Raw genomic sequence first — 14,063 nt, forward strand, 5'->3', positions numbered from 1 at the left:
ACACTTTAAAGCGGTCAGTGCCTTTTCCTGCCACATGCGAAGTGAAAACAAAGGGAGAAAGCGAGTGGAAGCTCCTTTTTTTCTGCATAGCAGCAATCTATATGTCGGAAAATCAAAATGAATTTATATATATAAATACAAATAAAAAAACTCTTTTAAGGGAACGAGAGCATCTGGCCGTGCATAGAAACGTTCAGAACCTATTTCTTCCACATACAAAGTTTAAAACAAAAAAGTAAGCAACTGCAGATCAAGGTGTATTCTGCATATCAGCGAATTACATGTTGATAATTCAACATGTATATAGTAAACGAAAACATCCATGGTAATAACATTACGTATTGCGTATAAACGAGTTAACAGAGATCGTTATAACTATAAGAAAACGAATAGAAATTAAAAAATGCCAAAAAATCGGCATTTTCTTTGACATAATTTTTTTCAACAAAGTGAAGGGAATGGAAAAAAGTTTTCCATTCCCCTATTTCTTTACACTGTCTCTTCTACCTTCAAAACCGCCTTTTTCTTTGTGAATTTCCTCTTTATTATATCCATCACATAATAAGCAGTCGGTACAATAATTAACGTTAAGAGCGTAGATGTTAATAAACCAGAAATAACCACAATGGCAAGGGATCGAGAGATGAGTCCTCCATCAGTAGACAACGCTAGCGGCATGAGTGCCCCAATTGTAGCAAGGGCCGTCATTAAAATCGGACGGAGCCTTGTTGCCCCTGCTTCTAATACAGCTTCCTTTATAGTCATTCCTTGCTTTTCATTTTGCATAACGCGATCCATCAACACGATGGCATTCGTAACAACAATTCCAATCAACATAAGGAACCCAACAAGCGCAGGCATACCTAAAGGTTCGTTAGTCATATATAATCCAAGCAAACCACCTGTAAAAAGGAATGGTAGGGAAAATAAGATCGCAAATGGAGCCATTACATTTCCAAATGTCACTAGCATAACCATGAAGACAAGAACAACCGCGATTCCCATAGCAACAATCATATTTTGAAAGCCTTCATTCATAGCTTGTGACTGTCCTTCCGAGCGGTATTTTACTCCTTTTGGTAAATCTAGATCCTTTAAACGTTTGTCTACCTCTGCTTGAACACCGGAAACGTTATCTGTCGTAAATCTTGCGCTTACTTGTACATACTCTTGTTGATTCAAACGGTACAACGCAGTCGGTCCAGGCTCCTCAGAAAGTGTCGCTACATCCGATAACTTTACCTGCTGACCAAGGGGGCTCGTAATCTGTTGACTTGTAATACTTTCAATAGACGTAAGGTTATCACTTTTTAAGCCTACATTCACAGAAGTTGTTTTTCCATCTAACTGTACTGCCGTGATATTTTCACCAGAGATAATCCCCCTCACAAAAGCGGCAATCATCATCGGATTCAGACCTTTTTCTGCAGCTTTTTCTTCATTAATTGCTAGATTAAGTTGCGGTTTTACTGCGGATAAGTTTGTTTTCACATTGGACAAACCTTTTATATCCTTTATCTTCTCCACAATTTTATCGCTAGCATTTTCCAAATCTGTAGCATTTCCACCTTCCACGATAAGAGCAAATTGTCCTCCTCCTCCTGTTATACCGATTGGTGTCAAAGCTGTTTCAATACCCGTCCCCAAATTTTTCATCTTTTCTTTAACATCTTTTTCAAAAGTTGTTACTTCTTCTTTCGGCATGTTATCCTTCAGGTCAATAGATAAACGAACCCTTTCTCCTGAAACGATTGTTTGATAACTTTTTATACTCACTTGTTTACTAAGAATACTTTCCATATCCTTCGCCACACTGTTCGCTTTATCAAGTGAAGTTCCAACAGGCAAGTCTGTTGTTAAATTGTATGAGACCGCCTTTTCTTCAGGTAGAAAGTTTTTTGGAATCATTGGCACAAGTACTAAAGATGAAGAAAATACAACGAAAGCCAAAATAAGTGTTATCACCTTTTTCTGCATCGCCCAGCTCAGCATACGTTGGTATGTTCTCTGTAACATTGTTTCTTGTGGTTCCTTATGTTTCAAACGTAATAAGAACAATTTAGCAAGAAGTGGTACAACTGTTAATGAAACAAGTAACGAGAATGCAAGTGCCACAATAACGGTAATTCCAAAAGGTGCGAAGAACTTCCCAATAATTCCTGGTACGAACGAAAGCGGACCAAATACCGCCATAGTTGTGATTGTTGAAGATGTAACTGCGCCGCCAACTTCTTTAGCAGCCGTAAGAACCATGCTTTCATCACGCTGTTTACTATTTAACGTTCTTCGGTAAATGTTTTCAATCACTACGATAGAATCATCAATTACCCGACCAACTGCCACCGCAATACCTGCCAGCGTCATCATATTCAAACTGTATTGTAAATACTTCATTGTAATCATAGCTGCTAACACAGAGAGTGGAATCGATAATACCGCCACAATCGTAGCTCTCACATTACGCAAAAATACAAATGTTACGATGACAGCAAATAACGTTCCAAGCAACACTTCCTTAAGCATGCTGTTAACCGATTTTTCCACCTGTTTCGAACTATCATACAGCTTAGTCAATTTATATCCATCTGGTAGTTGTAAATCGGATAACTTTTGATTCATTTGCTTTACAACCTCAACCGCGTTCGCTCCTGGCTTCGCTTTAACTGATACAAGAACAGCAGGTGTATCCTTCAATCTCGTATATATCGTTTCTGTCTTACTTCCATACTCAACATTTGCCACATCTGATAGCTTTACTGTTTGTACTTCTGCAAGACCTGGCACCATCATTTCCACATTTTTCACGTCAGTAAGTGATTTCAGTTTGAAGTCTGCTTGAACATTTAACGTTTTTTCATTTAAATTGACCTGCCCCGCTGGAAAAGAAAAATTGTGGGCTAAAAGTGCCTGCTTCACTACTTCATAAGTAATATTTTTTTCTTTCATTTTTTCAGCATCAAGTTTAATAGATAACTGTTTTTCCGTTTCACCGGAAATATCCACCTTACCTATATTTTCAACAGTAGATAAGGTCGTTTTAATTCGTTCGTTCACATATTGCGAAATATCAGCTTGCTTAGCATTATCTGAAGAAATGGCAAAAGTAAGTACTGGCATCTGTGAAGGACTATCTTTTATAATGACAGGTTTCCCTGCCCCATCCGGTAATTTTAGAGACGCAACGGCACTTGTTACATCTTTCTCTGCCTCATCCATTTTCCGATCCATATCAAATCCTAAAATAGCAACTACGCTGTTGCTGTGGGATTCAATATATAAATTATCGAGTTTTTGGATATTAGAGAGTGCAGTTTCTAACGGTTTCCCTATATCTTCTAACCCTTGATCTGGTGTGGCACCCATATAAGGAACCTGTATGATTACATATGGAATATCAACATTTGGCATCTGCTCCATTTTCATCGTTTTAATAGAGTATATTCCCCCAACAACGATAAAAATCATTGCAAGAAAAACGACACCTACATTTTTTAAGGAAAAGCGAATCCAAGATCCCATCTCCATTCCCCCTGTTCCCTCGTGTTTATTTATCCCGCTATTCGTGGGCAGTAATACTCCCACCTCAAAAATCAGCAAAAGCATTGTCCAGCTCCAGCGGCTAAAATCTCCCACCTAACTTCTTAAGAAGTTAGGTGGGAGATACACTGCCCGTAAAAGCCCGATTGGTGAGGGCTAATAATCAGTGGGGGATGAAGAAAACCCCCACTGATTAAAGTTTCACTTTATCAAACGAAACGCCCTGACTGATATAATCTCATATAAGATGCAGCCTTCTCCCCTGATTTTAAACCATACAAATAAACAAATTTTTAGCAGGCTTTCTTAATATACGAACCTCATATTTAAGTTTCTATTTTTACTACGACTACCACGAAAATGTACAGATATAGAATATAAACTAATCTATTTTTAATATTTATATATTTCTGATTTTTAAAAACAGATTCATTCTCCGTCTTTACTAAATAACTTCCTATCATTATTAGAAAAGATTATAGCTTTCATACATTTTTTTAATAACTATCGTCAGTTCCTCCCCTCTTGTCCTCCTTTTTAAATTGTAAATTTTATCCTGTAAATGTCAACCTAAATATGGTTCTTTCCAAGGTTGGTTGAAATTCCAACAATTTGTCCATACTATTCCTATTATTTAAGTGAGGGATGGTACTGTAAAATGAATGATGTGGTGAAATTATTAGATGAAAACCTTAGATATATCTCACACGAAATTATAGAAGACACGCTATTTATTCGGGTTGCCTCGGAGAAGCTGTCATTAACATGTCCTTCCTGTAGTATAGTTTCGACCAAAGTTCATTCTCGATATGAAAGAACATTTCATGATTTGCCTATTCAAGGGAAGAAGGTTGTATATGTGATCAATAACCGCAAAATGTTCTGTCATAATGCGCAATGCCATCGCAAAACATTTGCTGAACAATTCTTATTTTTACCCTATAAAGCGAAAAAATCCACTCGCTTGGAACAAGAGATCATGAAAATCGCCCAAAATGTTAGTTCGCTTGTAGCTGAAAAAATATTGAACCGTGGCATTGCGAAGGTTGGAAAAAGCACCATTTGCAATCTACTAAAAAAAAACAATCGAAATTGATAAAGCTCATGTGAAAAGAGTCTGTATCGATGATTTTGCTTTAAAAAAGAGACATACGTATGGCACGATTATGATTGATTTAGATACACATCAAGTGGTTGACTTAATTCGTTCTAGAGACAGCGAAGAGGTGACAAGTTGGCTAAAAACTTTTCCGAATTTGGAGATTGTTTCTAGAGATGGTTCTATCACGTATGCTCATTCCATTGCAGGGGCTCATCCGAACGCTATTCAAATAAGCGACCGCTTCCACTTGCTTCAAAATCTGACAAAGTATTGTACAGAATTTTTCAAGTCCATCATAAAAACGAACGTCAAAATCCCAGTGACACCCTCAAAGAAAGCATCTCTTATGAACGCGAATAATTTAAACATACCATTCACAAAAAAAGTCAAAATAGCGAATGGCTTAATGGATACTGGTTATACGTTTCACCAAATAGTGAAAGCTTTACAGATGGATATCAGAACAGTGAAAAAGGTTTTATCCATGAGCTTAAGCGAACAAGAAGAATATCTGATGAGCACAATGAAAATATCTCATGAACACAAAAAGCTGCAGAAAGAAAAACAGATATGTGAAGCACGGCAGCTGTATAAACAAGGAAACTCCAAGCGAAGTATCGCACGTCAACTCGGATTAGATCGCAGAACCATCTCTAAATATTTGAATCCAGAAACAACAGGAATGCATGCAAGCTTAGGACAAACGAGAACAAGCATGCTAGATCCCTATGCAGAAGAAATAAAACAGTACGTAACCAATAGGTATACATCTGTTCAGATTGGTGCCATTCTTCGAAAGAAAGGATACAAAGGTTCTGCCTCTACTGTGCGCCGTTATATTTCCAAACTGAAAAAATCTTTATTTGAAGACCCTCAATTGTTACATGATATGGAGTTTGAATTCGTGAAACGAAAAGAGATTATCGCTCTTTTGTTCTGTTCGGAGAAAACAAAAATTAAATTATCTGAAGAACAAATAAAAGAAATTTACAAGTTGCATCCGAAAATCGAATCCGTCATAAACTTGGTGAATGACTTTAGGGACATCCTGAAACAAAAAAGAAACGATGTACTGCAGGTCTGGATTGAACGAGCAACTGCGCTGAATATTCAACCGCTCAACAGCTTTATCAATGGAATAGAAAGAGACTTGACAGCTGTGAAAAATGGTATCGCTTATGAATATAACAATGGTCTAGCCGAAGGGAAAATCAATAAATTAAAGTTGGTGAAACGCACCATGTATGGCCGTTGTCTGTTTGATTTGTTAAGAAACAAAATTTTATTACTTGAATATGAGAAAGGGGGTCTTTTCAACTAACTTTGGAAAGAACCCTAAATATGTACACTTCTGATCGTTTAAGAATGTGCAAAATTATTCTTTCTCTTCGCTAAAGTTAGCTAATTTTGTATCCTGGAAAACTTCATCCTAGGCTTTAAAGTTAATGTTGGTCGTTAATCATTGTACTACGTTTTTCATAACGTATATCAATTTCATAATTCGTTAGGTTTACCAGTGTTTCTACGAATGTATGTAGCAGTAATTTTCTTTCATCAAAAAAAACAAATAAAATCAAACTAAATTTATTGACTCTTATAATTATTTTGTGGTATTATATTAAATTTTACTTATTACCTTATATGTGATAGAATTAAGAAGGTTACCATATATGGAGGTGGATTATTTGTTTCAAATTGGCGATAAAATTGTTTATCCAATGCATGGAGCAGGTATCATTGAAGGCATAGAAGAAAAAGAAATTCTAGGAGAAAAACAAAAATATTTTGTAATAAGAATACCCATTAGTAATATGGAAGTAATGATCCCCATGAAAAAAATGATCCAATCACGCATACGACTAATTGCCGATATACTCACATTAGAAAATGTACTACTGATTTTTCAATACGGCGAATCAGATGACTCACTCTCATGGAAGCAAAGATATACTCAAAACATGGAAAAAATGAAGACGGGTGAAATCCTAGAAGGCGCTGAAGTAGTACGTGACTTAATACGCAGGAATAAAGTAAGGGCTCTTAATACAAGTGAAAAGCAAATGTTAGACAACGCACAAAAAATTTTAATTAGTGAATTGAGTTTAATTAAAGGAATTACTGAAAATCAGGCAATTGAGTTATTAAATACGAAAGTCGGCTAGGTAAAGAACTTCTTTCAAAACCATTTTGAACTGGATTTATAATTATATAAGATACCTAAAACGACAAAATAGCCTAACATCTATTTTGTTTTTTTTGCTTTATGAATCTAAATATGCTATGATTAAAATTACGATTTGATTATAGGAACATTACCTTCTAAAAAAAATTCTTTTTCCTCTAAATGAATTATTCTCACCACTTTTTATTCCCATACTTCTAAGTATACGATGAGGTTCATTTATCCAATCATTGTTTTTGGATATCCCGATTCATACTGGCGCGGTCATCGGAGCCGTAAGGACGAAAGAGAGGTAGGGCTTTCGTTGTTTTGAGGTTTCAAAAACGATAATGAACATTTACTGTTCTTATCTTCCGTTTTAACGTAAAAACGATAACAAATTTAAATATATGCTTATATTTGCTTGGTTTATATAAATAAGAGACACACCTTTAAGTTGTTTATATAAAAACAACCAGGACAGTACAATGGTTTAAAAGTGAAAAAGGATTTGAATGCACGAAAGCATCAAACGGTAGTAATGTTAACAACAAATTGCATGCAACAAGTTAACAGCAACCCAATCAAAGAATGTTGTAAAACTATAAGAAAACGAAAAGAACATGCAGGTAAACCTGCATGTTCTTTATTATTCATCTACAGTCTCATTTTCATCTTTACTAATACTGTCATCAATAGATTGAGTATCTTTATTCTCCATAAAAACCATTGCATGATAAATTTCTGCATACAATCCAAACACTTGGTACACACTTCCAAGAAACGGCATGAGAATCCCTCTTTTCAAAATAATTCATTCCAAAATTAAGGATTCCCAATCTTTTATTAAACATTCGTTTCTATATCTTCCTCTTCTATTTGGATATTAAGAAGATGTAACCATTTCTTATATGGTGCACTGTTCGGATCTACAAATTCTTTTGCGTATGAACGATTCCATAGTTGTTTTACAAATAAAGCTGCTTCTTTTTTAGCTGCTGATTCTGCACCAGTCCCGTAATAAGCTTTAAAATACTGTTCAATTTCATCCACAAGTAATCGCAATAACTCATCAGAAGTTTCTTCTAACGTTGGGTCATATTTCGCTTCCTTATCATACATCAAGATAATATCTAAAATATTATGAATATGTTCTTTTCGAAGCCATCTTATATCTTGAGCGCCTAATACAAATGGATGTGTATATAAATGTCCTCCATGTTGCAATGCTTTTTCCTGTTCTTCTTCAAAACGAGAAATGATATTCTCATATATAAATGGGTTATGAAGCAAGGCACGATGCAATTTATACCCTTCGTTTGTTACATTTTTCCCCATTGATTGAATAAGAGAACTTCGGCCCACTCCGTTATATTGGTAAACGAACTGACCGTCTACCGCAGCAAGGCTAATCCAGCGATATATATATGCATATAATAAAGCACGATTACATTTCTCATAATCTAACTTCGTTTGTGTTGCATTTAAATCAGGCATAAACGCTGGCAAATGCCAATATTTATCGAGATGAGGCGTTAAATTTGATTTACGAATGTTTAATTTATTTACGCGGCGATAATACGCTTGAAAGTAGTCTCCCTTTTCGTTTACATAACCATTTACAAGATGTCCGGACGACAATTTCGGAAAATCTTGCAGCGATAACCCGTAATGCGCACGATAACATACAATTTCATACGGCGAAAAAGCTTTATCAACGGTTTCTTTTTCTTGAAACATTTCTTGGAGCGCTTCTTCATTTAATTCTTGATGAACAAATGGATGAATACCCCAATATTGCAATTCACGGTGATGCGGCACTTTCGGTATAAATGGACTTGCAAGGTGTAATAAATCTTCTATTTTTTCATTAACATATTCTGTCATATCACGTCTTTGAATCGTAGCTTCTTTTCGAAGCGCTTCAATAATATTTAATTCTAACTTATCTCTGTACCGTTCTCGCAGTTCCTTTTCACAATACGTTAAAATGTGTTTTCGGTAAAAATCTTCTACCTTTTGAGATTGCCCTTCTTCTGCCCCTGCTTCCCGGCAATACTCTCGATATAAACTCATATAAATTTCAGCAGATATCTCTTTTGGCAACACACCATTATTTACATGGTGATGAATATCGTTCCATATTTCTTCCTGCATTCGTTCATCTGCTAATACGTATACATTTGTTGGATTTGTTTTCCCCTCAAATTCTTTACTACGTTTTTGAATGTCTAATAATAAGTTTTCACGGGTTTCTTGTAAATTATCAAAGAAACGCTCCCAATATTGAATCATTTTATCTACAGCTTGATATAAAGATTGATACACAAGTTCTAATAACATTTCTTTTCGGTACTCATTTAACTTGTGTACATATTGGGTGGCGATATCTTGAAATTCTTTTCGAAACATACGCTGTTCATTATGAAATACTTTTCCTATCCACCCTTGCTGCTGTGCGAGTTCAACACGGCGAACAGCTGTTACCGTTCCTTCAATATTACTCACATTAAACTTTTTATCATAATTTTGAATGAGATTCCGCTTTTGCTCATTATTTTCATGCAAACGATTCATTTTCTCAGTTAACAATTTACGAATTTCATATAACATATACCTTGCCGCAACAGGGTGAACGGGAGCCGTTTTTTTCAAAAACCATGTATTTAACTGATAGGACTGTCCTTCGGAACCACTTGGCGTAAAACGATCTGCTTCAATTATGTCATAAACTAATGTTGTGACATGCTCATGTACTCGGCTTGGGATTGCATACGCATATAACCGCACCCCATGATCAACTCGTGCGACTTCCCCTTTCATTTGCTCCGCAATTTTCAACTTTGCAGCCGAAATTTTACACTCACGTTGCAAGCGATTTAGCTCTTCATCCTTTTGCACCGTTCGCTGCACATAACTTTCTACCGAATCGAGAAACAATTTTGCCTTTGATATACCAATTTTTCCGCCCTCTGCCCCTTCACGTGCTTCATAATACATTTGTTTATAAAACACATGCGCTTGTTCTGGACGAGTCGCTAAATGTTCTAAATCCTCTAAGAAACTTTTCCCTCGCTCTGGTTTTTCACGTTGCATACCGCGGCGAACATCTTGCTCATACCGTGTTTTCTTCTCTAAAAAGAGTCGATCTAAATGAAGCCATGATTCATCTAGCCCTTGCACCGCCCATTTCAAAGCACAATAACGAAGAACATTTTCATACGGATAAATAAGTTTCGCGACACCCGCTCCGCAGTATCGCGCTTTACCATTTGAATCCGCAAGTTGCTGAATTTGATTATCTTCCTGTGCAAAATGACTCGTTGACATTGGACTAAACAGTTGTAAATAAATCGTATTTGCCATTTGTTCCATATAGTCAGACAAACTATTTAAATGATGTCCATGTAAATTTTCATAGTCATATAAAAAGCAATAATTATATGGTAAGTGATGTTGCATAATTGTATGATTTGTACGACCATCTTCATCCACTTGATCAGGTCTGTATTCCAACTCAATTGTAACGCCCCCGCGGCGCGATAACTCTCCTGTAGATCCTAATGTAATAGCGTGTAATTCTTTTAACGATGCATAGCCGTTTGCTTGCACTGCTTCAAATTCTTTCCCGCTTATTGTGCGCGTCTTTACGAGAGCGTCAGGAAGCAAGAAAGCGCCGCGAATTAAAATGTTGTGATGTTGTAACTTTTTCCGAAGCATTTCTCGTAAATAAAGAGCGATTTGCAAAAACATCCCCGAACCTGTACCACCAGCTAATGATGTAATAATAATGACCCGTACTCCGTACTCTGTTTTATCACTAGTGACCGGGAAAATTTTCTCGATTTCCTGCCAAAACGATGTTAATTTATCTTCTTTCATTGCTGCGCGAAGTGCTAAACGAGAAATAACTCGAAGCTGACCTGCACCTTCTGTTAATGGTTTATCTAGTATAGTTGGATCAATTGGAAACCAGTCTGGGATTGTTGGATCTTCTGCTATATATTCACGCGGTGTTTTACTAGAACTTGTTTGCGTCACAAATTTACGAATATGTTGAAAATGACTTAACGTATTAATATCTGTATCAAAGACGTGCATCGCTACTTTTTTGCGCCGTTCTAGTGGAAGTTTTCGATAAATATCATGCGTAATCGTGCTACCAATTCCTCCGAGTCCAATTAAAATTGTCGGCACTTGAAAATCCATGTGAACCACCTTCCTATTTATTCACATTCATACTTATATAACTCTTTTCCATATCCACGATCAATAACAACCATTTCGTTCGGATATAACGTTTTATGCTCACGTCCTGCTTCTTCATCTGTTAAAAACATACCATCAATCACCATACCTGGTACTTGCGAATCTTTCGTTACAAATATAGATTTTGAAGCTTTTTTTGCAACAAACGTAACGGACTGTACGGTTTTCCGTTCTGCCCGAAATGGAATACCAAAATAATGATTCCACCATTTTGTCCGCAGTGGTTCTGGTTCAGATTTGTATAACCAATCTTCCGCAATCGATTGGTCCCATTCATAATATATAAGCGCCTTCCTATGAAAACGCGGACGAACCACCCATCCAATAACAAGAGTTACAACTATGAGTAAGATGATACTAAATGGTAAAACGAACTGAAAAATGATCGCATAACGCTCAAAAAAAGATACATCGATAATAGAAAGTAAAAATTGTTTACTCACTTTTTGTGATTGTGAATCTCGTAATGTGATGGTAGCTTCTACGGTGCCGGTATCTGTAAAGTTAAATGTGTTGGAGTAATGAGGACGAGGATAGACGTACAGTTGATTTCTATGTTGCTTGATCTCATAGTTGATAGATTTATGAAATGTAACAGTAGCTGTTTTCAGTAATTCCTTTACTTCTGCTTCTGACATTGCTTCATTATTCAATAGCGGTTGTATGATAAATGGTGCGCTATGCTTTAAATTTGTTACTTTTTCTGTATAATTCGTTGTCACAACTTGTAATGATAGTTTTGGTTTTGGAACAGATTGAATATAAAATTCTTTCGTTTGACGATAAAATCCTTTAATATTCATGTGCACATTTCCGCGTACCAATTCTTTTCCTACATTTGTTTCATAGTAGAAAGCTTTCCGCTCTCCATTCCATTTCATCGCATACATTTGACCGTTTATTTCTATTTGAGCGGTAAAATATGAAGCATCTACTGGTATATTTGTTGGTTTTGCTTCAATAACTGCTGTTTGACCTTCGTAAAATTGTTCTGTTGTCTTTTTCTGCTCTTTTTCATAAGTAGAAATCGTATAATCTAATGCTGGTTCGACAAGCACTTTCATATTTTCCTTTGAAACTACTTGATTAATTTCTACTATATATGCACCGGGTTCGATTACAGCACTATTTTTAGACATAATTTGTGTAATACCACCATATAGCCCCATTCCTGCTGGTGCCTGAATTGAAAATTTTGATTGTAGCTGAAGTGACCCTTTTATATTTTGAATACGATACGGCACTTTCTGAGAAGATTGATCAACAAGCGTAATTCGTTTTAATGGAAATGGTGTTGTAATTTCGATTTTGTTTCCTACTATATTTGTTTTCACCGCCTCTTCTACTGATGAAAATGGATCACGATTCGCAATAAATGCAGCCGCTTGGTTCACACTGTGAATAACACCATTTTCTCCGCTTGTAGGTAGCACGATTCCATTCGTTTGTTGTTTCCAAATCTCTTTAAAGATGTTCATTTGTGTTTGCTCTTGCGTTCCTAAATTTTCTTCCATCGTAATTAATACCGCATGTAAAGAAACTTTTTTTGCTTCCATTTCTTTTTTAAACTTACTTAACGTTTCGGAAATTCGTTTTTTCTCATTTTCATCTTGCTTTTCTAGCTCATTAAAAGCGCCATCTGTTAGAACAATAAGCCAAAATTCTCGATTGGCATTCACCTGAACCTCCCTCTTCATCGATTGAATTGCCGTTTCTACCGATTGAAAAGGAGTATTCGCTTGCTCATTCCACGTTTGAATCTTGTCAATCTCTCCTTGTCGCTTACTATTCCCCAAAGAAACCGATATCTCCTCAGCTGGATGACTCATTGGTACATAAGAAAACGTATCCTTTTCATCTAATAATGCAATCAAACTTTGCAGTGCATAATTGGCATATTTCCATCGATCATTATTGCGCATACTTCCAGAATCATCATACACAAGTGAAACAACGCGCTGCCTTCCCTCTTCTCCTTTCGCCAAACTAGAAAAAGGATTCATACATACAAGCAATAAAAACAAAATGGATGTGGCTATGATTCGAGTATACATGTTGAAGCTTCGCCACCTTTGTAGACAAATTCCTATGTTTAAACTTATGAGAAGAAATACAAGATATGACTTGTATTTCGAAAAACAAATAATATCATAATATTATTATGTAAACTTATTTTTAAGAAGACGTTTGTTACTTTTTCTAATCTCAATAACAAACTTCCTCTACTCCATTTACAATTCAAATAATTATTTTCATCTCTGTATCACAATGAAAAACTGACATTTATGGTTTATAGTTTATAAGGGAAAGTAATAACTAAAGATCAGTATAAAGTTTAAATTAGTTTACATAATAAAATTATTAAAACTTATATTTATAACATCAGTAATTGCATTCCATTTTCCAACATTATACCTTCCAATTTTCATACCGAGCTCGCGCAACCGTACTCGTTTCATTCTCTCACCTTTTTCTGAATTTTCTTTCTTTTAATTATAACAAAAATAAGAGTGCCATCTATAAGCACTCTTATTGTTTCACATATACTTCTACAACTGGATTTTCTTTTCGATCAGCATGGAGGCGAATATTACTTTCTTTCGTATCGTAAATAGTTGCTAATAATAAGATGGTTAATAGGTTAGGAATTTTGCTATCTGTTCCATATTTTCGTTCAAGTGCTTCTTTATACTCAAACGCAAGATCTCCCTGTATATATGTATACACTTCAAATCCATCCTTTAAATCACAAACAATACTATCAATAATATCCGCTCCAACTTGACGCTCCATTTCTTTTCGCAGTGCATCTATTAATTCCTCCCATGATACTTCATACGTTTGAAACGCATCTGAACGATTCATTTTTTCTCTCCTTTTTATTTTACCTAGCAGGCAATCGGATTTTTCATTACTAGAAAACATTCTTTCCCTATCCTTCCCGTTTTTCATCGTAATTATGAACTTGTAGACAAACGTACAAGCCGCTCTTGT

At 35.8% G+C, this 14,063-nt stretch carries 8 protein-coding genes and 1 pseudogene; 4 read left to right on the plus strand and 5 right to left on the minus strand.

What is annotated here, in order from left to right:
* Window positions 1-239 (plus strand): annotated as a pseudogene (locus Q9306_RS20420) (hypothetical protein); the annotation flags it as partial.
* A gap of 250 nt (window positions 240-489) precedes the next feature.
* Here Q9306_RS20420 and Q9306_RS20425 read toward each other — a convergent pair.
* Complete coding sequence (locus tag Q9306_RS20425; protein ID WP_306201819.1) at window positions 490-3,519, minus strand: efflux RND transporter permease subunit; 3,030 nt, start codon at window positions 3,517-3,519, stop codon at window positions 490-492.
* A 676-nt stretch (window positions 3,520-4,195) separates the two neighbouring features.
* Between Q9306_RS20425 and Q9306_RS20430 the strand changes: the two genes are divergently transcribed.
* The 3 genes from Q9306_RS20430 to Q9306_RS20440 all read left to right on the plus strand — a co-directional run bounded on the left by Q9306_RS20430 (window position 4,196) and on the right by Q9306_RS20440 (window position 6,801).
* Window positions 4,196-4,633: a transposase family protein gene (locus Q9306_RS20430; RefSeq protein WP_306201821.1), complete on the plus strand. Its 438-nt coding sequence runs from the start codon at window positions 4,196-4,198 to the stop codon at window positions 4,631-4,633.
* A gap of 10 nt (window positions 4,634-4,643) precedes the next feature.
* Complete coding sequence (locus Q9306_RS20435) at window positions 4,644-5,960, plus strand: ISL3 family transposase (protein WP_306201823.1); 1,317 nt, start codon at window positions 4,644-4,646, stop codon at window positions 5,958-5,960.
* 349 nt (window positions 5,961-6,309) lie between these two features.
* Entirely contained in the window at window positions 6,310-6,801 is a 492-nt protein-coding gene (locus Q9306_RS20440; RefSeq protein ID WP_306201825.1) for a CarD family transcriptional regulator, read from the plus strand.
* Between the two features lie 648 nt (window positions 6,802-7,449).
* Here the strand turns inward: Q9306_RS20440 and Q9306_RS20445 are convergent.
* From Q9306_RS20445 to Q9306_RS20460, 4 genes are all read right to left on the minus strand, one after another.
* Entirely contained in the window at window positions 7,450-7,590 is a 141-nt protein-coding gene (locus tag Q9306_RS20445) for a phosphonate ABC transporter permease (RefSeq protein WP_306201827.1), read from the minus strand.
* A gap of 56 nt (window positions 7,591-7,646) precedes the next feature.
* Window positions 7,647-11,009, minus strand: a complete 3,363-nt coding sequence (locus Q9306_RS20450) for a tubulin-like doman-containing protein (protein WP_306201829.1) — start codon at window positions 11,007-11,009, stop codon at window positions 7,647-7,649.
* A gap of 17 nt (window positions 11,010-11,026) precedes the next feature.
* Entirely contained in the window at window positions 11,027-13,123 is a 2,097-nt protein-coding gene (locus tag Q9306_RS20455) for a vWA domain-containing protein (RefSeq protein ID WP_306201831.1), read from the minus strand.
* A gap of 475 nt (window positions 13,124-13,598) precedes the next feature.
* Entirely contained in the window at window positions 13,599-13,934 is a 336-nt protein-coding gene (locus Q9306_RS20460; RefSeq protein WP_306201833.1) for a hypothetical protein, read from the minus strand.
* Between the last annotated feature and the right edge of the window lie 129 nt (window positions 13,935-14,063).

The sequence above is a fragment of the Bacillus multifaciens genome, assembly GCF_030756675.1.
In the GTDB taxonomy this organism is placed as follows: Bacteria; Bacillota; Bacilli; order Bacillales; family Bacillaceae_G; genus Bacillus_A; species Bacillus_A multifaciens.

Coding starts and splice junctions, on each gene's coding strand:
- Q9306_RS20450 (WP_306201829.1), bottom strand. CDS start 11,009: ATGGATTTTCAAGTGCCGACAATTTTAATTGGACTCGGAGGAATTGGT.
- Q9306_RS20445 (WP_306201827.1), bottom strand. CDS start 7,590: ATGCCGTTTCTTGGAAGTGTGTACCAAGTGTTTGGATTGTATGCAGAA.
- Q9306_RS20460 (WP_306201833.1), bottom strand. CDS start 13,934: ATGAATCGTTCAGATGCGTTTCAAACGTATGAAGTATCATGGGAGGAA.
- Q9306_RS20440 (WP_306201825.1), top strand. CDS start 6,310: ATGGAGGTGGATTATTTGTTTCAAATTGGCGATAAAATTGTTTATCCA.
- Q9306_RS20425 (WP_306201819.1), bottom strand. CDS start 3,519: ATGGGATCTTGGATTCGCTTTTCCTTAAAAAATGTAGGTGTCGTTTTT.
- Q9306_RS20430 (WP_306201821.1), top strand. CDS start 4,196: ATGAATGATGTGGTGAAATTATTAGATGAAAACCTTAGATATATCTCA.
- Q9306_RS20455 (WP_306201831.1), bottom strand. CDS start 13,123: ATGTATACTCGAATCATAGCCACATCCATTTTGTTTTTATTGCTTGTA.